Source organism: Spirosoma flavum (genome assembly GCF_042686045.1).
Classification (GTDB): Bacteria; Bacteroidota; Bacteroidia; order Cytophagales; family Spirosomataceae; genus Spirosoma; species Spirosoma flavum.
The window spans coordinates 252,246-275,885 of the sequence record NZ_JBHUOM010000019.1 but is presented as its reverse complement, the minus strand read 5'-3'; the positions used below and the strand labels follow the sequence as shown (position 1 = coordinate 275,885).

Sequence of the window (23,640 nt, the reverse complement as noted above, 5' to 3'; positions counted from 1 at the left end):
AATTCAGTGTAAATCATTATGACTACCAATATAATTAGTATGAAACAAGCTTTAAAGTTGACTTTTTTTATAGGTGTACTCTTTCTACCCTTCTTTTTATCCGCTCAAAATGCACCTGTTATCAATTCAACTGTTTCCGGAAAAATCATTGACTCTCGCACGAAAGAACTGTTAATTGGCGCCACAGTAACTATTAAAGGCACAACGAATGGTAGTGCCACCGATATAAATGGTCAATTCAATCTGCTCACTGGCCAGAGACTTCCCTTTACAGTTGTCGTTTCGTTCGTAGGTTATCAGACCAAAGAAATTGTTATAAGTGATAATAATGTAGAAATTCAGCTTGAAGAAGGAGTCAATCAGCTGGCCGACATAGTCATTACGTCCCGACGGCGTCAGGAATCGGCACAGGACGTTCCTATTCCGATCTCCGTTGTAAGTGGTAACCGTGCCGAAGATGCTGGCGCTTTCAACGTGAACCGATTGAAAGAAATGGTGCCTACCGTTCAGTTATATGCCTCCAATGCCCGAAATACAACGCTTAATATCCGTGGCTTGGGCTCCACGTTTGGGTTAACGAACGATGGTATTGATCCGGGTGTCGGATTTTATGTAGATGGTGTTTACTACGCTCGTCCGGCGGCTACAGCCCTCGATTTCATCGACATTGAACAGGTAGAAGTGTTACGGGGACCTCAGGGAACATTGTTTGGTAAAAATACAACGGCTGGGGCCTTTAACATTACGACGCGCCCTGCCGGTTTTGTCCCAAGCGGAAGTTTTGAACTAAGTTATGGCAATTACGGGTACATCCAGGCTAAGGGGTCACTCACGGGGCCACTGAGTAAAAAGCTTGCCGCGCGAGTGTCGTTTACGGGTACGCAACGGAACGGGACCTTCTACAACGTACATACCCAGCTCCCAATCAACGATATTAACAATATTGGCGTGCGGGCGCAACTCCTGTACACGCCAAATGATAATATAAAAATTACCTTAATTGGGGATGTTTCCGAGCAAAAACCGAATGGATACGGTTGGCCGGTAGCTGGTGTTGTTCCCACCAAACGAGCTGCCTATCGTCAATTCAATGCCATCATTGCCGATTTAAATTATAAACTTCCTTATTCAAGCGCTTTTGAACGGATTGTTGACCTTGACACACCTTCAAAAGCAGATAATGGCCTCGGCGGGGTATCACTGAATGCTGATATTAAAATTGGTAATGGTACACTGACTTCTACGACAGCCTGGCGTCACTGGCAATGGACCCCGCTGAATGACCGCGACTATATCGGTCTACCCGTCTTCACGATTTCGTCAGGCAACTCGGTTCATGATCAATGGTCGCAGGAAATACGGTATGCGGGTAAAATTTCATCCCGATTGAGCGGTGTTGCTGGCTTATTTGGTCTTTGGCAGGATTTAAAATCTGACCCTGTACAGACCGAAGAAGCTGGTTCTGCCCAATGGCGTTTTGCCCAAAGCTCCACCAGTGCCCTTTGGAAGACGGCAGGTCTATTCGACAATTTCGGTATTCGCACAACTAATAGACTCCAGAGCACAGGTTTAGCTGCCTTTGGACAACTTGACTGGTCCATAACCGATAAAATCCATGTTCTACCAGGTCTTCGGTACAATTACGACAAGAAGATAGCCAACTATAAACGCGTAACCTACGGAGGTTTGCAGACGACCGATCCAGCTTTATTAGCCTTAAAGAACGGGGTTTATACGAACCAGGCGTTCGATACGGACGTATCAGAGGGTAATTTCTCCGGTCAGCTTACCCTGCAATATAGGGCTGGGAGGGCGATCAATGCCTTTGGCACCTATGCTATAAGCTACAAACCCGTCGGGATTAATATTGGTGGATTACCAACGGCCAATGGGCAGACATTGCTTGATCTGGCCAGAGTGAAGCCCGAGCATGTACACCACCTCGAATTTGGACTAAAAACAAAACCGTCTCCTAACTCTGTCCTGAATCTGGTCGTTTATAACACAGAAATCAAAGACTTTCAGACACAGGTACAAACGCCTGAGCCGGGCGTAAATAGAGGCTATCTGGCCAATGCTGAGAAAGTACGTGTAATGGGGGTTGAAGTAGACGGAAATGTACGGGTAGCCAATAGGTTAACCCTAAACGCAGCTGTTGCCTATACGGACGGCAAGTATGTATCATTCAAGAATGCGCCGGTGCCGCTCGAAGAAACGGGTGGAGAACAAGCCTTCAAAGACATTTCGGGGGGGGTATTACCCGGCATCTCAAAATGGTCAGGTTCTGTAGGTGGCGAGGTAACCGCCAGAGGAAATCTCATCAGTTTAAAAGGAAATTACTTTGCCGGGCTAGATGCTTTCTATCGCTCGTCATTTTCGTCGAGTCCGTCGCCGTCTCAATATTTAAATATTGACGGCTACGCCTTGGTAAACGGCCGACTTGGTTTTAGGGCTTCAACCGGGATTTCGATTTTCATCTGGGGTAGAAACCTGTTCAATACCAATTATTATGAACAGTTATTGGCGGCTCCCGGAAGCGCAGGGCATTATGCCGGTATTGTAGGCGATCCACGTACATACGGTGTTACGTTACGATACTCTTTCTAGCCTAAAGGCTGGCACACGGCTTCTATGGCTTGTAATACCTGACTATCACCTTGGGACGTGACGATATTTTGATCGGTCAAGTCGGCTCTAACTAGGTAAATGCTTAATAATCATAAACCAATTATTCGTAATGGCAACACAAAACCAGAGTCAGGTGCTGCACGAGGTGTTAACCGCAAATGAAGCTTACGTTGAGTCATTCGGAGATAAAGGAAGCTTACCGCTACCACCGGGCTGACATTTTGCTATTCTAACCTGTATAGATGCCCGATTAGATCCAGCTAAATATACGGGCTTGGCCGAAGGCGATGCTCACGTGATTCGGAATGCCGGTGGTCGGGCCAGCGATGACGCAATCCGATCATTGATTATTTCGCATAAACTTCTCGGTACAACGGAGTGGTTTGTTATTCACCACACCGACTGCGGCATGGAACTCTTCACGGATGATATAATCCGAAACCTGTTATCAAAAAGCCTGAAAACGGCCACAATTGATGAGAAAGGTTGGCGGAATGTAACAGAAGAGGGTGGTTCTGACGGAGCAAAATTTATCTCGTTTCTACCAATCAGTAACCTTGCTGACAGCATAACAGAAGACGTGCAACGAATTAAAAAACATCCATTAGTTACGTCCGATATTCTGGTTTATGGTTACATTTACGACGTTAAAACGGGTCAGCTGATCGAAGTACCCGAAGCCACGGCAGCGGGTAGTGTACAATAAAGCCAGTACCAGATTATAAGTTATTGAATTAGTGAAAGCTGTTTACGTTAATTTTATTTAACGTGGACAGCTTTTATCTGTTTGTACCATTTGTATACAACTTGTGGACAAAGGTTTGTCTTTGCAATAACTCACTTATGAAACAATTCTTCTTACTCTCGTTTTTGTCATTAATCAGTACTATAAATGTCCGGGCACAGACTAATCTGGCGGGGAGCGTTACCGACGACAAAAATCAACCGTTGGCAGGCGCAACGATTAGTATTCGCGGTACTACTACGAGCACGATTACACGGGTAAATGGCCAATTTTCATTGCCAACCAACGAGTCACTACCCCTTACCATCAGCGTATCATTAACTGGCTATAAACAGCAAGACGTAGCCGTACGAGGCAATAACTTCCGCAACATCGTAATTAGTCTTACTAAAGAAGCCATCCTTACCGATGAACTCATTATGTCGGTGAGCCGCATCCCGGAAGATAGTCGGAAAGCCGCCGTGACGGTAGAAAAACTTGGCACACAGCAGTTTCAGCAGTCGCCAGCGTCCAGTCCGTTCGACGCGCTTCAAAACGTGAAAGGCGTTGACTTGCTAACCCAGAGCCTAACATTTAAGTCCGTTAACCTGCGGGGTTTCGGGGCAAATAACAACAACCGTTTTGTTCAACTCACCGACGGTATGGACAATCGTTCGCCGGGTCTGGGTTTTGGTTTTGGTAACGTAGCGGGTATTTCGGATTTGGACGTTGAGCGTATCGAACTTATACCGGGGGCTTCGTCGGCCTTGTATGGTCCCGATGCGTTGCAGGGTTTAATGCTGACCTCAAGCAAGAATCCCTTTACGTATCAGGGGTTGAGTGTCCAACTGAAAACAGGCGTCAATAACGTTGGAAAAGCAAATTTTGGCTCTAAAGGCTACGGCGATATGGCCATTCGCTACGCCAAACAACTCGGCACACGGTTTGCCTTTAAGGTGAATTTTCAGCGATTAAGCGGCACCGACTTCATCGCCGATGATTACAGCGACCGCTCAACGCGTGCCCGCACCAATTTTTTTGCCACTGACCCCAGTAAGGGAGGCATTGCCACTGGAATCGGTTTCGTGCCTAATAACAACTCGAATACGAACTTTGAATATGATGGCGTAAATAGCTATGGGGATGACATCAACGCGGGTGGTGCATTCACTTTCCCGAAAAACTACGCCAATACCTTGTTACAGAGCAAGTTGGTTACCCGAACGGGATATAGAGAAGTAGAGGTGTTGGGTAACAATGGCAAAGTATTTAATAACCGGGCCAACGTGTCAGTACATTACAAACTACCGGGCAACATCGAAGCGTCGTTGGGTTGGTACTATGGCAACGGTAATTTCATTCGTACGGCAGGTTTCCGCGAATATTTTCCCGACTATCAGCGCCATCAGATCAAAGCCGAACTGCGGGGCGATAACTTCTTTTTGCGGGCTTACACTACGCAGCAAAGAGCGGAAGCCTGGAACATTGGACAAACGGCCACGGCGATCAATAATACCTGGAAATCAGTGGGGCAGTGGGCCACCGAATTTGGGCAGGCTTACGTAGAAAACAAGGTTAGCGTTGGGGAAGCCCGCGTTACCGCCGACCGGGGGCGATACCTACCTGGTTCCGCTCAATTCAATGCCGTGCGAGATGCCTATGCCAACACCTACAACACCGATTTTATACCCGGTTCAACTACGGTCAAGGGAACACGATTCCGCGATAATTCGGCCATGCGGCATTACGAGGGCATGTATAATTTCACAAAGTTGCTGAACAACGCAGTCGAGGTGATTGCGGGCGGCAGTATCCGGCACTACGCCCTGAATACGGGAGGTACAGCTATTGCCTTAAAAGCCGATGGGTCGGAATATAGTATCAACGAATATGGAACCTACGTGCAGGCAGCTAAAGGACTGAAAGTAGGGACATTCGTGACGGTAAAACCAACGGTAGCGATTCGCTATGATAAGAATCAATATGTGAATGGTGGCTTTACACCCCGCGCGTCGGCGGTGGCGAGTGTGGGCGTGCATAATTTTCGGGGATCGTGGCAGTCAGCGTTTCGAAATCCTTCACCGAGCCAGTTGTTTGCCATTCCGGCGGCTGGAAAAGGAGGAGATGTAGGTGGTTCACAACTCTCGGCTGGGCCGGCGGGTCTGCTCACCAACCCAGCGTATCTAGATAGTGATGTGAAGGATTTTGTTGCCGGACGCCTAACCGAAGCTCAACTGCGCAGCCGTTCATACAACCCGACTACCATTACGACCGAGAAAATAAAAACGTGGGAACTAGGCTATAAAGCCCAGATTCAGAGTAAGCTATATGTAGATGCATTTTACTTCCATAGCAAATATACCAACTTTATGGCGGCCCAGAGTTTCTACCAACCCACGAATGGTCAGCTTACCGATTTTGCGGCCAATGCGTACCGAACACTGCAAATTACTTTTAATAATTTTAACCAGACATTCGTGAATGGCTGGGGGTTAGGTACGGACTACGGTCTTGGTCAGGGGTTCACTATTAGCGGCAATTATACTCATCAGGTTGGGACCGTAACGCTACGTGATGCACAGGGAAATATTATTAATGACAACGCTGGTGTACCCATCGTAAAGCGTAAAATGAGCAATCCTGAAGTCGCTCAGAAAGGCCGTAATTTCTTTAACTCACCCGAAAATCGGTACAATATAATTCTTAGTAATCCACTCCTGACCGACCGGTTTGGGGCCACACTTACTTATCGCTGGACAGATCGAATGTGGGCAGAACAAGGCACAACAGCGGGCGATGTCTGGTTACCCTCCTGGACAAGTTTAGACGCGCAGGTGTCCTACAAAGTCCCAACGGTGAAATCGGTCGTTAAACTCGGCGGCACGAACATTTTAAATCAATATTATGCACAAGGCTATGGTCTGGCGCGTATCGGCGGGCTTTATTATGTGAGCATTACATTTGATGAATTAATGCGGTAGTCACGTAATTGATAGCCAATGCGGTCATTATACAGTACTTGCCCGTTCGCCCTTGCGCAGCGCATTCACCAAATTATGCGCCCGTCGCGTCGGTTCGGGAAGGCGATAGCCAGTACCATTACGGCCACCATCACATTGTAGCGTTAATGAAATAGCGGTTTCAAGATCAATTAAATGGCCGGGTGAGACAAAAACAGGATTGACCTTATTTTTAGTCCGCAAAGCTGCGCCAATTACCTCGCGGTAATGCATCATGGGCGACCACGAACCGCGTTCGGGGGCAGGTTCTTCGAATTTACCCACCAGCACCGATTTGCCGCAGCCGAAGGTCGGACGGTTTAGAAACAAGCCCGCGTGAGATGCAATCCCAATTCGGCGTGGGTGAGCAATGCCGTGTCCGTCAAACATCACCACATCGGGTTCAATTGATAGTTTGGCCCACGCCTGCAACAGCGACGGAATTTCGCGGAAAGACAGTAAACCCGGAATGTAAGGAAACGGCGCTGTGCTGACCACGCCCGCTTCTTCGATGGTTTCGAGTGTGTCGAGTCGCAGAACCACAATTCCGGCATAAACGGTTTCCTCAAATTTATTGAACGAAATGTCGCAGCCGGCAATAGTTTTAGGCGGTTCAGCCAGTGGCTCAATGCGAATCTGCGAGCGTAACTGCTGTTGCAAAGCGACGGCTTCGGTGGGAGAGACGTTCCAGTCGTGGAGGGGTAGGTAATGAGCCATGTGTAAACGAGAGCTAAATGATTACCTAACGAAAGATGCTTGACAAGGTTTGTAAAGTTAGTTGTCAGGTCGTTTACAACCATCCAAAACGTTCAAACGACAAGGCCTTCGTTGTACCTCGTTTATACAGTGATGGTTTACTTAGTTGCCTCGTCACGTAATTGTGCTCACTTTATAACGAGTGTGTGTCTTGACTGTATAAATTAAATAAGGCTTCCTCAAGAAGATTTTCGCCAGTAACTGCCATTATAGGGCGAATGGCAGGCCCCAGGGCATTATTAGTTTTCTGTCCATCTTTTGTACTACAGGCAGAAAGGCTCTTCGAGCCGTAACGACAAGTTAAGCCTAGCTCTTTTACTTATATTCGCGGCAGATTGCCAATTCTAATGATAAAGTAAGGAAACTAAATGGAAGTAAAAGATAGTAACGGAACAGACCTTTCTGAAGGAGATTCGGTAAAGCTGATTAAGGACTTGAAGGTAAGAGGTTCATCTACTATGCTCAAAAGAGGAACGTTGATAAAGAGTATTCATCTCACACAAGACGCTGAGGAAATTGAAGGCCGCGTTGATAAAACAATGATGGTCCTTAAAACCATGTTTTTGCAAAAAGTTTAATCGTTTCCTGACAGACTGGGCGACTGCTTTACGTATTGTTTTTGTTTGCGCCCGGCGGCTCTACACCGGGCGTATTTTTTGGTAAGTGTTTTGGAATCACATAGTGCAGGACAAGCTAGTCCTCAATCTTCACCCGAATCCGGTGGGGCGCAACCTGAGTACCCCCGAAATAAAGACCTGTATTATAGGCGAACGACTTATCGTGTGTAAATGGCACCGCCTGACCGCCTAATACCTGATATACTTTTCGGGCATAGTCAATTTTGATGGTCATCTTAGTCGGCGTGTTTAGGGGTGTTTCGGCTACTTTAAAATCGATACGCTTACCCTCCACATAAATGTAGGCACCCAAATCAATGCGCCCGCGCAGGGGGTTCCAGCGCCATCCTACCCGTGCGCCATCGACCTGGTGCGGAGGGACACCATCCAGAGACTGATCTTTAGACCCCACAAAGCCAAAGCCGATAACTTTATTCCAGTCGTCAGCATCGACTGCGCCGACGTCGTAGATGCAGGAACTGTCGAATGTAACCGTTGCCGACACTTCGTGCGGACTGATGAGCAAGCCTACTTTGCGTTTGGGATTGGGTTCATGTTCGCCCGCTTCAACAACTACCCAGTCGGAGTCTGATAAAAAGTCGGGCACGCACGCGCTCATTGCCAGACTAAATACTAGAAAGAGAAATGTCTTGGCGGAGAATAAGAAGACGCGTACCGGTGAATTTAAACGTAGCATGATAATGAAGCCGGTGTACAGATGGTTGTACAAATAACGCCATAAACCAGTTGATTGGTGTCCCGTTGGCTCAAGTGAATGCCACTGATTTATCCAACGATACCTAAAGCTAATTTTGAGTGAATTGCCACAAATGGAATCTATCCCATTGACTTACAGTGATTACCGGTTACGAAAACATTCGTTGTATTGACCAATTTTGATATAGTCTTTGCAACCTTTTCGTATCTTTCCATATCATTGCACAAGCAAACTACCTCATTCTTTTTTTTTATGCAATCGGCAATTACTTCCTCATTTCCATCTGTCCAGGAGCCGTCTCTGGCTCGGTCTGTTGGGTGGCGTCTAGGCATACCCGTCTATATTTATGCCGTCGTTTTCTCGTCGTTTTGTGTGGTCGTGGGCCTGCTCTGGGACATCATGTGGCACATGAGTATCGGCCGGGATGGCTTATTGGCACCTCCGCACGTCGTTATTTATGTTGGAGCCATTATAGCAGGATTGTTTTCCGCTTACCAGATTCTAAACCTAACACTAACCAAAAATCATCCGGGTCGGGCAGCAGCCGTTCCCTTCTGGGGCATTTTTTACGGACCGCTGGGTGCTATGTTCTGTGTTTGGGGCGCACTAGCGATGCTGACATCTGCCCCGTTTGACGATTGGTGGCATAATACTTATGGGCTTGATGTCCAGATTTTAACACCCCCGCATACGATTCTGGCCATTGGTATCATGACCGTTCAGTTTGGCGCGATGGTTGGCGTGTTGGCCCTGCAAAATCAGTATCGTAATCAGTCAAAAAGCGAAGATTATTTTACTAGTCAGCGAGTTACGCGCTTAAAGTGGCTATTTGCTATTTCGGCGGGTCTACTCCTGACAATGCTTTATACGTTACTCTCGGAGTCGATGGGTATGCGCGAATCGCACGACTCCAGCTACTACGCTATCGGCGCTATCATCTTGCCATTTTACTTGCTGGCCGTAGGGCGGGCCTCCATGCTTCGCTGGCCCATTACGACCATTGCCGGTGTTTATATGCTGGCTATGCTAGTACCAAGCTGGTTACTCCAAAATGTTCCGGCTACTCCTCGGCTGGGGCCTGTTTTGAACCCCATCACACACTATCAGCCGTTTATATTTCCCTTGTTGCTGATCATACCGGGCCTGATTCTCGACTGGCTTATGCACCGCTTCGACGCGCCTGCCACGGGTAAGCGCAAGCTGAATGATTGGCTGCTGGCCGGGTTGTATGCCGTTGCCTTTATGCTTGTCTTATTGGTAGTTCAATGGCCATTCGGTGAGTTTCTACTTACGTCGCCCTACGCGCATAACGGCATTTTCCTATCCTATTCCTGGACATACAATAGCCCTCCCGAATTTGAATATCGGTATGCCTTTGCTCCCTGGAATACCCAGTCAGCCAGTAGTTTCCTACTAGGTTTTGGCAAAGCATTGCTCTATGCAACACTTTCCGCTCGTGTCGGGCTATTTTGGGGAAACTGGATGAAACGAGTGGTACGATGAACAGGATTATAGGAAATAGAAACATGAATTCAAATAACTATAGGAAGTATACGACAATGAAATGGTTTATACTGCTCTCTTTGCTCGTTCACTTTTTTGCTGTGTCATTCGTTGCCGAAGCACACGTTGGCAGCTCGGGGGTAATTGTGCAGAAACAAGTCGGGAAGTATCAACTATTGATTAGCATAAAGCCGCCCGATGTTGTGCCCGGAACTGCCCAGGTCACCGTATTTGTGGAAGCGGGACGGGTTAGTAGCATTGGTGCAAGACCCATTTACTTCCGCTCCGGCGATAAAGGGGCACCAACACATGATATGCTGACACGCGTTGGGGCTAATCGCTACGAAGGTGATCTATGGCTGATGGCTTCTGGCTCGTCGAGTGTTGAATTAAGCATTGATGGCCCCGATGGGAAACAGCAGGTAGTTGTGCCTGTAATGGCCCTAGCCACGGCACTACGAGACATGCCGGAAGGAACGGGGTTTGGGTTAGCGGCTATGGGATTGTTGCTGGTTGTGATGTTGATTACGATTATCGGAGCCAGCAACGCTGACGGAATTGTAAAGCCAAATCAGGCTCCACCAGCCAAACTTGGCCGTCGGCGGTTAGTTGGTATGAGTGTTGGCCTGATCGCGATTGTGCTGATCCTAACCGGCTGGCGATCCTGGTGGAACAGTACGGCTAAAGACTACCGTAATGAACAGCTATATCGCCCGACTCCCATCCATACATCGGTGCGAATTGCCGATGCTCAGCGGCAACTAACAATTCAGTTCGATACGACTGGTTTTGGCGTAAATCGACGAAAACGTCGGACCCTGAGTTATGTTTTGCCTGACCACGGCAAACTAATGCACGCCTTTCTGGTGCGAATCCCGGGATTAGATGCTTTTGCCCATTTGCATCCTAACCGACGAGATACACTAAATTACGAGGCTACGCTGCCCCCAATGCCGGGTGGTAAATACCTGCTCTATGCTGACGTGGTGTACCAAAGCGGTTTTGCCGAAACCATAACTGACACTGTAGATGTGCCTTCTCTGAAGGTTAGCTCAGTTGCTGCGAACGCTAAACCATCGGATCGTGACGACAGCTGGCTTATAACCGAACCAATGGGTGTGAAAGTTGCCGCCGTCAATGTGCCGCATTTAGACAACGATATGGCCGTTTGTGGAAAACCTGGCGCTAGTGTTAAGCTTGCTGACGGGTCAACCATGCTTTGGATGGATAAACCGTCGCAGGTTTTGGAAGCGGGTAAATTGTATGCGCTGAAATTTGCGGTGGCCGATGCTCAGGGGAAAGCCACACCGTTAGAGCCTTATTTAGGCATGGGTGGTCATGCGGCTATTTTGCGTTCCGATGGTAGTGTCTATATTCACCTTCACCCTATTGGAACTTACTCAATGGCGGCTGAAGGTTCGTTAGTGAAGCGCATTGCCGACACTGCTCGGATCTTTCATTATACCGAAGCCGTTCATTTTCGCGATAGCATCGACGCGTATATTACCAAGCTTAAAACACTGCCAGAAAACGAGAAAAATCAGTTACTCGCCGTATCAATGCCCGGCATGAGTCACCAGATGAAGACTAACAACATGGTTGTGTTTCCGTATGCTTTCCCACGGGCCGGGCAGTATCGTATTTGGGTGCAAGTGAAGCGAAATGGTCGTATTCTGACCGGCGTGTTCGATACACAAGTGAATGAATCGTTATTATAAAGTACGGTCTTAACTCGTTCAGAATCAGTTTTTGGGCTACTTTTTAGCGCGTCGGATGAATTTTTTTTGAGACGGGCACTTGACAAATACCAAAAATAGGCTACCTTTGCATCCACAATTCGCCAATAGGCTGGCGTAATTGACACGCGAAAGTAGCTCAGCTGGTAGAGCGCGACCTTGCCAAGGTCGAGGTCGCGGGTTCGAACCCCGTCTTTCGCTCTACAAAAAGGCACCGACCCCGGTGCTTTTTTTGTAAACACTGCTTCGGCAGAAATGGCTTGCCGGGATGGTGGAATTGGTAGACACGCCGGACTTAAAATCCTGTGGGCATCCGCCCGTGCGGGTTCGACTCCCGCTCCTGGTACATTGAAAAATTAGTAAGCCCTTGTGATACATCGTATTACAGGGGCTTATCTTTTTGGGGGACATTTAGGGAGTTCTGTTGCTCTTATAAAGTTTTCCTCTACTATCAAGCGATTCCTAATGCTTCTTGGTAAGGTCTAGTAGTTCGTTGAGTTTTAGCTGAACCTACTTTCGCTTGATTGAAAGCAAATTCATTGCTTCTACTTCGTGATTTTTACCTTTTGCCAATTTTGTCGACTTCTCTCTTGTACCTTTTGTTTTGATTCGTATATTTGAAACCTTTGACAAATGTGGGCAGTTGATAAGTTCTTCATAATGAGTTCTTTTGGCTAGTCTCGCTGCGTTTGTTGATGGCCATGTCCACACGGTTTCTTTTCTAAGATTGTTCATCCTATTACTACGTTTTGGCCTGCCCTCCAGGGATCGGTCATAGCGGCCTTGTACCATGAAAGTTTCGCCTTTGCAACCGTTTCAAATCGTATATTCGCTTCTGAATCACGAGTTTCTGGGCTATCTTATTGAAGCTTTTGTAGTACAACGCAACAGCCGGGGCGAACTGACATTGCAAAACCAGACGCTTTCCACGCAAAATGTCGGGGAGTTTGCCAAGGGCTTAGATGAACGGGATTTTGAATTAGTAAAACTTATTGACAGTATACAGCAGGATACTATCGTTAAGAAGTTTAATACCAGAAAGTTACCTGCTGTTGATTTCTTCCTGAAAATATACGACCCTCAGAAGGGCGACAAACTTATTCAGGAAGCCATTGGCGGTTATCTGGAAATTATTAAGGCCCAGGTTATGGCCTTATTGACTGGTAAGCCCTTCTATATCATGGGCAATGATGGCAATCCTGCCTGGGAACCCATTATCTGGATGCCCGAACCGGCACGGGTGCATTTTCACTTTGTTCGCAATGCCGACTCGACTCATTATTTCCCAATTATTCGCTATCCGATTGGCCCGCGAGAGGGTGCGTCGGGTGATACCGAACGGGTAGATTTCCAGTATAAAGATGCGCTGATGATTTGTGATGAGCCAGCCTATCTGATGGTTAGCAACAAGCTTTATCATTTCAGCAAAAATGTAGACGGCAAAAAATTAAGACCTTTCTTCGCAAAAAACCATATTGTTATTCCACGAAACATTGAGCAACAGTACTACGAACGATTCGTAACGCCCCTCATCGCGTCGTATGATGTGTATGCCAAAGGATTTGAAATTCGAACCGAAGCGATGGCACCGGTGCCCGTTCTGACTGTTTCAGAGATGGCTCAGTCGAGCCGGTCGGTTTCGGTGCCTTTGTTTGAGGGCAGTTCGGATATACCGGAAAGCGATGAGGGAACTGGCCAGCGTATGGTGTTCGATCTGTCATTTCAGTACGGTGATTTTATGTTTCGGTTCGATAGTTTTGGCGCATCGGCCAATGTTAGTCTGGAAAAGAAAAACGACGAATATATTTTCCATAAAATCCGTCGCGACCAGCGGTTAGAGCGTCATAAGCTTACTTTTCTGCACGATGCAGGTCTTGATTTACAGCATGGTCGGCTAGCTATTTCGAAGGCAGAAGCGTTTACGTGGTTATCGAATAACAATGGTCAGCTTCAGGAGGCCGGATTTTTACTTCGACAGGATACGCAGGATACAAAACGCTATTTTCTGGGTTATTCGAGCATTAATGTATCGATTGAAGAAGGTCGTGACTGGTTTGATATTTATGCCAATGTTCGCTTCGGCGAGTTCGAAATTCCGTTTTTGAAACTGCGAACGCTCATTCTGAATAAAAAACACGAGTTTACGCTGCCTAATGGTGAGGTAGCCGTTATTCCCGATGCCTGGTTTACGAAGTACTCTGAACTGTTTGGTTTTCTGGAACACCCTGACGGTATTGACCGCGATGGCCAGTTGGTGCTGAAAAAACACCACCTCGCACTGGTTCAGGAACTGGAGCGCGATAATCTGGCCACAACAATAATCAGCCGTAAGCTCGAACGCTTACGCAACTTTGAGGAAATTGACCGCTTCCCGCTGCCAAAACGGTTCATTGGCGATCTGCGGCCCTATCAACAAGCCGGTTATGACTGGCTGAATTTTCTGCGGCAGTATCGTTTCGGTGGGTGTCTGGCCGATGATATGGGTTTGGGCAAAACCGTTATGACGCTGGCTATGCTGCAAGGGCAAAAAGAAGCGGGTGTTACAGAACCGAGTTTGCTGGTCATGCCGACCTCGCTGCTGTATAACTGGGAGCTTGAAGCGAAGAAGTTCACGCCTGACCTTCGGGTAATGGTTTATACGGGAACCTATCGTGATAAGAATACGGCTCTATTCAATGATTATGACCTGATCTTAACGTCATATGGTATCGTTAGAATTGATATTGATCTCTTGAGCGACTATCGCTTCAACTACGTTATTTTGGATGAGTCGCAGGCAATCAAAAACCCTTCGTCACATATTACGAAGGCAGTGATGCTGCTTAATACGAGTTACCGGCTTATTCTGACGGGTACTCCGCTCGAAAACAGCACGATGGACCTCTGGTCGCAGATGTCGTTTATCAATCCTGGCTTGTTGGGAAGTCAGTCGTTCTTCCGAAATGAGTTTCAGATTCCCATAGAGAAACGTCACGAAGAAGGAAAAATAGCAAAGCTTTACAGTTTAATTAAGCCGTTTATGCTCCGGCGCAATAAGGCGCAGGTCGCTACTGATTTGCCTGACAAAGTTGAAAGTGTCCTGTACTGCGACATGACTCCCGACCAGTCAGCCCAATACGAGGAAGCAAAATCGTATTATCGGAATCTGATTTTGGAGCGAATTGAGGAAGAAGGTATCGCCAAATCGCAGATAATTGTCTTGCAGGGGCTGACTAAACTCCGGCAAATTGCCAATCACCCGCGTATGGTAGATGCCGACTACGAGGGCGATTCGGGGAAGTTAGATGATATGCTGATGCGGTTGGAAAGCGCCATGACCGAAAATCACAAGGTGCTCGTTTTCAGCCAGTTTATTAAACATTTGACTGTTGTGCGGCAGCACCTCAAAGAACATGATATCAAGTATGCTTATCTGGATGGATCAACTGTAGACCGCAAAAGCCAAGTCGAGCTTTTTCAGACCGACGATTCGGTAAAGCTGTTTCTGATTTCACTCAAAGCGGGCGGGTTAGGACACAATCTAACCGCTGCCGACTACGTGTTTATTCTGGACCCCTGGTGGAATCCTGCCATCGAAGCTCAGGCCATTGACCGGGCGCACCGTATTGGGCAGAAGAAAACGGTGTTTACGTACAAATTCATTGCTAAAAACACGGTTGAAGAAAAAATTCTATCGCTGCAACGCGCCAAACAACAACTCGCGGGTAGCCTTATTACGACGGAAGAAAACTTTATGAAGTCGCTGACGAAGGAGGATATTATGGTGTTGCTGGAGTAATTAGTCAAATAAAACAACTATTTCGGGGAAGGTTTTAGCTAACATTAGTTATCAATCCGATACACTATCGCTCACGCTAAAAATTCTACGTATGAATGCTAAAAGTTTACTCGGTACTATTCTGACATTGGTTGGTTTAGTGGGTCTCGTTTATGGCGGTATCGACTTTACAAAAGGAGGTGTTTCTCAGGCATCCTTTGTTTATGTCATTTTGGGGGGCATCTTTTTCTTTGCGGGTATCGGTCTGATCCGTAGTACGAGGGTGTAGGAGTACGCTCTACCTTAAATACACGCCCATCCGATTTTCATCGCTGAGCACCACATCCACGTGTTCTGTGAGCGTTGTGCTCAGTTCGTAGCCTTTGTAGTCGGCGGCAACCGGATAGCGGGGGTGATTGCGATCAATTAAAACGGCCACCTGCAATTTGCGGACAGGTACGCTCAGGAAAGGTTGCAAACTGAAAGCCAGCGTCCGACCGGTATACAATACATCATCAACTACAATAACCACTGTATCGGTATAATCGGCAGAGGGCCGGTCAAACTGAACAATGGGTTGGGCTACCTGTTTTTTGTCGAAATTAAGCTGAAGCAAGCTGACTGAAAATGGCGCGATTGCCTGGAGCTCTCGCGCCAATGCTTGTGCCAGTACATAACCCTCGCCCGAAATACCGGCTAGCAGTAAAGCAGGTTCTTCAAAATTATTCTCATATATCTGGAAAGCTATCCGCCTGATTTTCTGGTGGATTTGCTCTGCATTTAGGATAAGCGTCGGCTGGACGTGGTTCATGTGCGGATTGATGGATGTATTGACGGTGTAAAGATGGAAAAAAGCCGTTAGTCAATGAAATATCTGGTAATGGCATTTTGTTGGCATAGTTTTCGCGCGTAGTCGTGCAAAGCAACTCTTCTTTAACCATCAATGTCTACACTAATTAATTTTACGTTCGGCCTGTTGCTCTGGGTGTTCCCAGGCAAATTGCCAACAAAGATGGATATCGCCCAGACGGTAGGTATATCCTTACGTACTGGTGATGCCAGTCAGTTATCGGCCCGCTTTGCTAAAACTATTGAATTGGTTATCGATACTGAAAATGTCGAATTTCAGGCTATACAAGCTACCCAGGCCAGATTTATTTTACGCTCCTTTTTTCGTAAATACCCACCCCACAAATTTCAATTTGTGTATCAGGGGGCGTCGGATCGACTACGTTATAGTACCGGCACCTACGAAGCCAACGGGCAAATATTCACTGTATATGTACTCATGCGTCAGATGAACGACCACCAATACGCTATTAATGCGATGCATTTCAGAAAAGAATCATGATCATGTTGGCTGTATGATCTATGGTTTTACAGCCTGCCTGTATACCATAAATCCTAAATCGCCTTATCTTTGCACTTTCATGTAGAGGTACTATGATTGTTAAGACCAAGAAATACGCGTTAGACCAAAAAACGTATATCAACATCGCTCTGCGGCAGTGGGTAAAAGATAACTGGAAGTGGGCCTTTGTGCCGTTAGGCCTGATTCTTCTGAATGTCATTCTGAGCCTGACGAACGTGTATCCCAATTACTGGATTTATATCGTCATTGTGTTGCTTACCATTTTGTATGTTTTGTTTTGGGCTGTTCAGATTACCGGTATTGCTCAGATGGAACAAAGTAAAGCCCTGTTTCAGAAGTACATATACGAAATTGACAGTCGCCAGATTTTAATGCGGATAAATGCCAAAGAAGGCGGCATCTTGAAGTGGAACCAGATTGACAGTGTTATCAAAGACAAAGGGGCCTACATTCTATTTCTGGATAATGCTGAGGCTATGGCAAATGTGAAAGCCAACTGGATTGCCAAAATTGTTACGAAAGGGTTATCCAAAGCGCAATTTCTGTATTTGCCGTTTAATATATTCACCAGCGAAAATGACCTTCGTTTTACCGATGCCTTGCTAAGACGCAAAGGGTTGTTGCCCGGTAGTGTTCCGGCTGAAACAGTGAAGTAATTTTTTTGCGTACTGTTTTTACGTATAGCAACACGGCGGATACAGAGTAATTCTTTGTGTCCGCCGTGTTGCTGTGTCAGGACTTTCGATTTGGCGTTTTTTAATCTGTATTGCCGCTATGAAGCGGTTTAACCCATGTCTGATTTGTTTGCCTTCATGACAACTTATCGCTTTCTGATTCGATTTTCCTTTTTTCTCTTTACGCTTCCGGTCATTGGTCAAACCCAAAAGAGTGTCTCGCTTGACGATATTTGGGGCCGCAATCAGGGCGTATTTAGTCAACGTACCGTCGAAGCAGTTAACTGGATGAAAACGGGAGGATTCTATACCACACTCGACGGTGGGCGAATCGTCAAATTTACGATCACAACCGGAGCACCCGTAGAAACTCTTTTCGATGCCAAACAAACAATGGTATCGGGTGTGGGAAAGCCAATCAGTGTGGATGGGTATCAACTCTCGGCTGACGAACGAAAACTGCTCATTACTACGCAGGAAAAGCCTATTTACCGTCGGTCAAGTATGGCTGAATTTTACGTCTATGACCTCAATACGAAGCAGTTAGTGCCGCTAAGTAAAGGGGGTAAACAACAATACGCCATCTTTTCTCCCGATGGTAAACGTGTTGCTTTCATGCGTGACAACAACCTTTTTGTGGTTGATCTTGGCACGAAAAAGGAAACCAAGCTAACCACCGATGGCAAGCGTAACGCTATCATCAACGGTGGGGCCGACTGGGTTTATGAAGAGGAATTCAGTATGGCGCGCGCCTTCGAATGGTCGCCGGACAGCAAACATCTGGCCTGGATTCGGTTTGATGAAAGCCACGTGCCTGAATACGATATGCAGCTTTGGGGAGGTTTGTACCCGCTGGAATACCGGTTTAAATACCCCAAAGCGGGCGAAGCCAATTCGCTTGTATCAGTTTGGATAGCCGACGTTACTTCTGGCAAAAAAGTACGGGCGCAAACGGGCCTTGATACAGATAGTTACCTGCCTCGTATCCAGTGGACGAAAAATCCAAACTTGCTCTCGGTTCGACAACTCAATCGGTTACAGAATAAACTTGCCCTCCTGCACGTAAACGCCACCACTGGTCAGGCCACAACTGTGCTTACCGAAACCAGCAGCACCTACGTTGATCAGGAGTTTACCGACGACCTGACCTATTTGAGCGATGGAAAATCATTTATCTGGAGCAGCGAACGCAGTGGCTACAAACATCTGTACCTCTATGACTTGAGTGGTAAACTCATTCGGCCTATTACATCCGGCAACTTCGAAGTGGCTACAGTATCGGGAATAGATGAGAAGACGGGTACGATTTTTTTTACCTCTACCGAGGTATCTCCGCTTGAACGGCACCTTTACAGCATCAATCTGGATGGTCAGAAAAAACAGCAACTCACTAGCCAACCCGGTACCTATAGCGCCAATTTCAGTCCAGATTTTGCTTACTACCTGCTGTATCATACGTCGGCTTACTCGCCCGTAACCATTAGTTTACGAGAGACAAAAGGAACCGGGGCTCTGCGCGTACTGGAATCGAATGATGGCTTGAAAACTCGACTGGCGAATTACACAATTGCGCCCAAACGATTTATCAAAACCAACGCTGCCGACGGTACGCCCCTGAACGGGTGGATGATTCGGCCAGCGAACTTCGATAGTACGGGTGCCAGGAAATATCCGGTACTGATGTTTGTGTATGGCGGGCCGGGGTCGCAGACGGTTAAGAATGACTGGGATAGCCGCGATTTCTTTTGGTATCAGACGTTGGCGCAGAAAGGCTACATCATTGTATCGGTAGATGGACGCGGTACGGGCGCGCGGGGCGCGGCTTTTCGCAATGCCACCTATGCCCAACTTGGTAAGCTCGAAACAGAAGACCAAATTGCTGCCGCCCGTTACTTAAAAACCTTACCTTTTGTAGACCCAAGCCGCGTTGGTATCTGGGGTTGGAGTTTTGGTGGCTATATGACCGCCCTTTGTATGACCCTCGGCGCCGATGTTTTCAAAGCGGGTATCTCTGTTGCCCCCGTCACAAACTGGCGATTCTATGACACGATTTACACCGAACGCTATCTGAAACGCCCGCAGGAAAACGCGTCGGGCTACGACAATAACTCCCCTGTGACGCACGCGGCTAAACTACGTGGACCTTATTTGCTTATTCACGGTACTGGAGACGACAATGTACACTTTCAGAACTCTATCGCCTTCGAGAATGCCCTCATTGCCGCCGGAAAGCAGTTTCAATCGTTTTGTTATCCGAACCGAAATCATGGTATTTATGGCGGGAACACCCGGCTTCATTTGTACCAGATGATGACTGATTTTGTAGAAAAGAATTTGTAGTTGCCGAGCCAGCTAATAGTTTTTCAAGGCTAAAACGTAACCCTGGATTTAGGTTAGTGAAGAGTATAAAGAACAGCCTCCGGCCCGTAGTCAACTACGGGCCGGAGGCCGTTCAGGAAGATAGTATTGGGAATTATTTCGTCATTATTGTAATCGTTTTTCGCTCCTTATCGACGTCCATACGCGATATTTTATCGGGCGAAAGAGCTTTAACCTCCTGTCGGGTAGTCACTTTACCGTCAATCATAAACGTTTCTATTCCTTTGAAAGCTGTTGATTCGTCGTCTTCCAACTGGAAATTGATGGGTAAATTAAATTTAACATTAACAAGCTGACCGTTCTGCTTGGCTGGTTGCCAACGGGGCATATTTTGTACAACCCGTATTGCTTCTTCATCGGCACCATAGCCAATGCCCTTTAGGATTTCTACATCTGTAATCTCTCCCGATTTTGTAACTACAAAACTGACAAATACCCGACCTTCAGCCTTAGCCTTCTGCGCGGCTGCCGGGTAACGAAGGTTTTTTCCTAAGTACGAGCCCAGACCTGCCATTCCTCCCTGAAATTCCGGCTGCTCTTCAACAACGGTAAAAATCTCACCATCTACCTTTACCGCTTTGCGGGCTTGAGTTTGTGTCGTAGTAGAGAGAGTGCCTTCACTTTGGGGGTCGTGTTCCGACTGCGTACACATGACCAGCAGAGCGGCTAGCGGCAGAACGAATGCATAGCCGAGAATTGCCCGGCGATGAGTTTGTGGTTTTTGTAACATAACGATTCGCTGTTTGAGGGTTGATTTAGAAACAAAAGGTGTTGTCAGTTCCGCCGATGGAATATTGAGCGCGTAGGCGACCAACTGCCGGGCGTAATCTAGTTTCAGGTTCTCCTGTGCTAGTGCCGCCCGGTCGGCCAGAAATTCGTGGATTTCCTGTATCGCATGTTTATACAGCCACAGCACCGGATTGAACCAGAATGCGATTTGTACAATTTCCAAAAACAATACATCGGCGGTATGACCCTGGCGGATATGTGCTTCTTCATGGCGCATCAGTGCCTTTGGTTCGGTGAGTGCGTCCGCGTGATTAAGAACTAAATACCGGCCAAAGGAAAATGATGGAGTCGAATCATCTGGAAGCCGCACCAGTGTACAAGTCCCTTTCGATTCTGTAGTGCCACGTCTAATGAGCCGGAATACGGCCCATAAATTCAGACCCAGCCGCACGAGCATGATTGCCACGCCAACACCGTATACCAGCCAAAACCATTGCGTTACGCTCAGGCCGTTGGTTGATGCCGATTGAGGATTGCCAACGGTAAACGTTGGTAACGTAATCATACCAACGGGCAGCGAATTGGCCGCCCCGCCCGGCAACTCGACCAATGGGAGCAACAGCGACAGGATCACCGACGCCAATAAATACACTCGATTCAGCCCGAAAAACGTGTTTCTGCGCAGGAGTAACTCGTAGCAGCCATAAAATAACAGCAAGTACAGGCTGACGTTTAGGAGATAGGGGAGAGCGTTCATTAGTCTTTTTGTTTGTTGAGGAGCTTGATAATTTCGTCGGCTTCGGCCAAACTAATATTCTTGTCCTGCACAAAAAACGAGACTAATTTTTTGAGCGAATTATCGAAGTAGTTGGTCATCAGTTGCTCGGTTTGGAAACGGCGGTATTCTTCCTCCGTAATAAGCGGAAAGTATTCGTGCGTTTTTCCATAGGCGGTGTACCCCACTAGCCCTTTTCGCTCCAGAATACGAATGATAGTCGAAACCGTATTGTAGGCTGGTTTAGTCGGAGTCGTCAGTCCGTCGCTACGGTCCGACTCAGGCAGTTCAGCAAGTACATCTTTAACGAAGCCTTTCTTGAGTTGCCAAAGTACCCGCATTATTTCTTCTTCGGCTTTGGTTAATTCGCGTATCGGCATGATTTCTAAGCTTGTATCAATATAAACGAAAGGTATGACTAATGATTTAGTTTTACAACTAATACATTAGTTATTTGTTTGAAAAAAATAACCGAATTGTTGTCCGGCTATTTTGGGTAGTTCTAAAAATGGTTTGTCGGTAGTCAACTCTTAGTCCCAGGAAAATTTTAATAGAGAGACACCCTGACGGGGTAAGTCGAAGGTTACATTCACCTTGCCGTCTTTTGCCATCATCCATTCTGGCGACGTTAGTAATTGTAATTGCCCCGCCTTTTCCAATTCAGCGATTTGCTCGGTAGTGGGCGTTTTCGGGGAACCCATCTTTTTCCAGACTTCATACGAGTTGCTGAACTGCTTGTCAACGCGGTAATGATGAAGCAGAACTCTTTGGGCTGGCAAACCCTGTACCTGAACTGAAATAGGAGCGTCGGGGGCGGGCAGGTTGTCATCATGGTAATTCCAAACCATCACGGCAGCCGTTTTAGTATTTTTACTGGCTAACGCATTGATGTCCGCTTCGGCCCGCACACTCTGATCCCGAATTCGGGCATAATCGTAGGCAAGGCCATTTTTTACTTCACTTCGGTTACCCTGCATCATGCCAAACATGCGGAATACATTCAACACTGGCTTATCGACGCCATTTGTGGCCAGGTCACGGAAGCCACGGAACCAGGCTTGATCTTCAAATTCGAAAGCCCAGGTAACGGCTCCCGCCAGGTTGACCCCACGCGCGTCGGCCAGATCATATTTGCGGGCAAAAGAAGCCGCCGTGTAGCTGGAATACATCGTGCCGTTACGGTACGCATTCTGAGGGCTAAGATCCTCTGAACAGGCCGCACATCCTTCCGGGTCTGATTCGCCGATAATAATGGGCAGGTTTTTTAGCGTAGGGTAGGAGGCTACAATTTCGAATCCTTTGTCGATGTCGCGCAACTGCGTCCCCATGTTCATCTGTACATGCCCATCCACTACTTTCGGCGCTCCTTTGGCATGAAAGGTGATAAAATCAAGGGGGGCACCGGTTTTGCCAGTAACGGCATTTTTACCGCTAACAACATGCTCCATAAAGGGTTTGAAAAATTTGCTGGACCCTTCCCATGAGGGACCCGTTACCTCTGGCCCACCAACTTTAGCAGTTGGTAAAGCCCGTCTTACAGCGTCAGCCGTGTAATCATACAATTTAATGTATTCCTCCACCGTACCCTTCCAGTAGCTAATATTGGGTTCGTTCCAGAGTTCCCAGTACCAGCTTTCGACCTCCTTCTTACCGTAACGGTCGACCGAGTGTTTCACCCACTGATAAACCAGTTCACCCCATTTGGCATAATCCTTGGGTGGATAGGCCCAGCCTGTGTAAATGTCATTGTAATTATCACCGGGTTTCCAGTAGTGCCGGTAAGGTTGGGGTTTCGTCGATAGAGCTTCCGGCATGAATCCAATTTGAGCAATGGGCTTCATGCCCCGCTGAATGAACGTATCGAAAATTTTGTCGATAATCGTCCAGCTGTAAATCGGATTGCCTTTTTTGTCTTCGGTATAAGCGTTGGTCGACCCCCATTTCAACGCTGCCGTACCATCACCCGTAACCAGCAGGCTATGAACCCGCACGTTCACGGGAATTTTGCTTAACTGTGAAATCTCGGTGAGTAGTTTCTTGCCATCTTTCATGTAGGTGTAGTTCGGCTCATCATAGCCGAACCATGCCCAAATGGGTTTGAGAGGACCTTTGTCCTTCGTCAAGTCCACCTGAATTGTGACGGGCTTGGGCAAATTTTGTTGCGCCAAGCTATTTACGCTGGTTAGTAAACTAAACGTGCACAGGGCAAGCACCGAGGGCTTTAGCCAGAAAATATAGTTGCATTGACTCATAAAATAGCGAAGAAAGTACGG

At 47.2% G+C, this 23,640-nt stretch carries 17 protein-coding genes and 2 tRNA genes; 13 read left to right on the top strand and 6 right to left on the bottom strand.

The features are described from left to right. The first annotated feature begins 39 nt into the window (after nt 1–39). The 3 genes from ACFS25_RS18205 to ACFS25_RS18195 all read left to right on the top strand — a co-directional run bounded on the left by ACFS25_RS18205 (nt 40) and on the right by ACFS25_RS18195 (nt 6,333). Nucleotides 40–2,607: a TonB-dependent receptor gene (locus tag ACFS25_RS18205; RefSeq protein WP_381503878.1), complete on the top strand. Its 2,568-nt coding sequence runs from the start codon at nt 40–42 to the stop codon at nt 2,605–2,607. 247 nt (nt 2,608–2,854) lie between these two features. Next, nucleotides 2,855–3,334 carry a beta-class carbonic anhydrase gene (locus ACFS25_RS18200; RefSeq protein WP_381504576.1) on the top strand — a complete coding sequence of 160 codons (480 nt, stop codon included), beginning with the start codon at nt 2,855–2,857 and terminating at the stop codon, nt 3,332–3,334. Between the two features lie 137 nt (nt 3,335–3,471). Next, nucleotides 3,472–6,333 carry a TonB-dependent receptor domain-containing protein gene (locus ACFS25_RS18195; RefSeq protein ID WP_381503877.1) on the top strand — a complete coding sequence of 954 codons (2,862 nt, stop codon included), beginning with the start codon at nt 3,472–3,474 and terminating at the stop codon, nt 6,331–6,333. A gap of 27 nt (nt 6,334–6,360) precedes the next feature. On the opposite strand, the gene nfi is transcribed toward ACFS25_RS18195, so the two are convergent. Then, a complete protein-coding gene (gene nfi / locus ACFS25_RS18190) occupies nt 6,361–7,068 on the bottom strand; it encodes a deoxyribonuclease V (protein ID WP_381503875.1) in 708 nt (235 codons plus the stop codon). 407 nt (nt 7,069–7,475) lie between these two features. Between nfi and ACFS25_RS18185 the strand changes: the two genes are divergently transcribed. Then, nucleotides 7,476–7,685, top strand: coding sequence for a PhnA domain-containing protein (locus ACFS25_RS18185; protein ID WP_381503874.1), 210 nt, complete (start codon nt 7,476–7,478; stop codon nt 7,683–7,685). A gap of 115 nt (nt 7,686–7,800) precedes the next feature. Here the strand turns inward: ACFS25_RS18185 and ACFS25_RS18180 are convergent, their stop codons facing one another. Continuing rightward, nucleotides 7,801–8,421, bottom strand: a complete 621-nt coding sequence (locus ACFS25_RS18180; RefSeq protein WP_381503873.1) for a hypothetical protein — start codon at nt 8,419–8,421, stop codon at nt 7,801–7,803. A 273-nt stretch (nt 8,422–8,694) separates the two neighbouring features. Here ACFS25_RS18180 and ACFS25_RS18175 point away from each other — a divergent pair, with 273 nt between their 5' ends. From ACFS25_RS18175 to ACFS25_RS18150, 6 genes are all read left to right on the top strand, one after another. After that, entirely contained in the window at nt 8,695–9,945 is a 1,251-nt protein-coding gene (locus ACFS25_RS18175; RefSeq protein ID WP_381503871.1) for a hypothetical protein, read from the top strand. 56 nt (nt 9,946–10,001) lie between these two features. After that, a complete protein-coding gene (locus tag ACFS25_RS18170) occupies nt 10,002–11,663 on the top strand; it encodes a hypothetical protein (protein ID WP_381503870.1) in 1,662 nt (553 codons plus the stop codon). 146 nt (nt 11,664–11,809) lie between these two features. Continuing rightward, nucleotides 11,810–11,882, top strand: a tRNA-Gly gene (locus ACFS25_RS18165). A 61-nt stretch (nt 11,883–11,943) separates the two neighbouring features. After that, nucleotides 11,944–12,027: transfer RNA gene (locus ACFS25_RS18160), tRNA-Leu, on the top strand. Between the two features lie 444 nt (nt 12,028–12,471). Continuing rightward, on the top strand, nt 12,472–15,459 hold the full coding sequence (locus ACFS25_RS18155) for a DEAD/DEAH box helicase (RefSeq protein WP_381503868.1): 2,988 nt from the start codon (nt 12,472–12,474) through the stop codon (nt 15,457–15,459). A gap of 91 nt (nt 15,460–15,550) precedes the next feature. After that, the gene (locus ACFS25_RS18150) at nt 15,551–15,727 is read left to right on the top strand and encodes a hypothetical protein (protein WP_381503866.1); all 177 of its coding nucleotides are present in this window, start codon (nt 15,551–15,553) and stop codon (nt 15,725–15,727) included. A gap of 9 nt (nt 15,728–15,736) precedes the next feature. On the opposite strand, the gene ACFS25_RS18145 is transcribed toward ACFS25_RS18150, so the two are convergent. After that, the gene (locus ACFS25_RS18145; protein ID WP_381503864.1) at nt 15,737–16,249 is read right to left on the bottom strand and encodes a phosphoribosyltransferase family protein; all 513 of its coding nucleotides are present in this window, start codon (nt 16,247–16,249) and stop codon (nt 15,737–15,739) included. A 132-nt stretch (nt 16,250–16,381) separates the two neighbouring features. Between ACFS25_RS18145 and ACFS25_RS18140 the strand changes: the two genes are divergently transcribed. From ACFS25_RS18140 to ACFS25_RS18130, 3 genes are all read left to right on the top strand, one after another. Continuing rightward, nucleotides 16,382–16,789 carry a DUF4783 domain-containing protein gene (locus ACFS25_RS18140; protein WP_381503862.1) on the top strand — a complete coding sequence of 136 codons (408 nt, stop codon included), beginning with the start codon at nt 16,382–16,384 and terminating at the stop codon, nt 16,787–16,789. 92 nt (nt 16,790–16,881) lie between these two features. Beyond that, nucleotides 16,882–17,466 (top strand): YcxB family protein, encoded by a 585-nt coding sequence (locus ACFS25_RS18135; protein WP_381503860.1) that lies wholly within the window; start codon nt 16,882–16,884, stop codon nt 17,464–17,466. A 156-nt stretch (nt 17,467–17,622) separates the two neighbouring features. After that, entirely contained in the window at nt 17,623–19,824 is a 2,202-nt protein-coding gene (locus tag ACFS25_RS18130; RefSeq protein WP_381504575.1) for a S9 family peptidase, read from the top strand. Nucleotides 19,825–19,957: 133 nt separating this feature from the next. Here the strand turns inward: ACFS25_RS18130 and ACFS25_RS18125 are convergent, their stop codons facing one another. From ACFS25_RS18125 to ACFS25_RS18115, 3 genes are all read right to left on the bottom strand, one after another. Beyond that, nucleotides 19,958–21,349 carry a M56 family metallopeptidase gene (locus tag ACFS25_RS18125; protein ID WP_381503858.1) on the bottom strand — a complete coding sequence of 464 codons (1,392 nt, stop codon included), beginning with the start codon at nt 21,347–21,349 and terminating at the stop codon, nt 19,958–19,960. Further along, on the bottom strand, nt 21,349–21,747 hold the full coding sequence (locus ACFS25_RS18120; protein ID WP_381503856.1) for a BlaI/MecI/CopY family transcriptional regulator: 399 nt from the start codon (nt 21,745–21,747) through the stop codon (nt 21,349–21,351). The genes ACFS25_RS18125 and ACFS25_RS18120 overlap by 1 nt, the downstream gene beginning before the upstream one ends. A gap of 150 nt (nt 21,748–21,897) precedes the next feature. Further along, nucleotides 21,898–23,619: a GH39 family glycosyl hydrolase gene (locus tag ACFS25_RS18115; RefSeq protein ID WP_381503854.1), complete on the bottom strand. Its 1,722-nt coding sequence runs from the start codon at nt 23,617–23,619 to the stop codon at nt 21,898–21,900. Nucleotides 23,620–23,640: the final 21 nt, after the last annotated feature.